General features: G+C 32.0%; 1 protein-coding gene. It reads left to right on the top strand.

The window, feature by feature from the left end:
* Positions 1-246, top strand: a 246-nt coding sequence (locus KH400_RS23220) for a helix-turn-helix domain-containing protein (RefSeq protein ID WP_217228668.1), incomplete at its 5' end; no start/stop codon positions are given.
* Between the last annotated feature and the right edge of the window lie 92 nt (positions 247-338).

Genomic DNA, 338 nt, shown 5'->3' with positions numbered 1-338 from the left:
CTCCATTATAATGCTAATTATTTGAGCAGTGTGTTTAAACAAGAAACAAATTATACATTTAGTGAGTATTTGGCCATGTATCGATTTAAAAAAGCAAAACAGTGGTTAACTGAAACGAATATGACGGTTAAGGAAATAGCTGATCACTTACGCTACAAAAACTCACAGAATTTTATCCGATCATTTAAAAAACAAGAAGAAATGACACCAGGGCAATATCGAGAAAAGTATAAAAAAACATCGTAGGAACATATGGAGACATCACTAATAATGGTGAGAGAAGATTGTATACTCCCATTTGCAGGATGTCTTCATTTTTTGTTCTAAAACAGATAATC

It is taken from the genome of Desertibacillus haloalkaliphilus (genome assembly GCF_019039105.1).
Taxonomy (GTDB): domain Bacteria; phylum Bacillota; class Bacilli; order Bacillales; family KJ1-10-99; genus Desertibacillus; species Desertibacillus haloalkaliphilus.
This window is presented reverse-complemented; position numbering and strand designations above follow the sequence as displayed.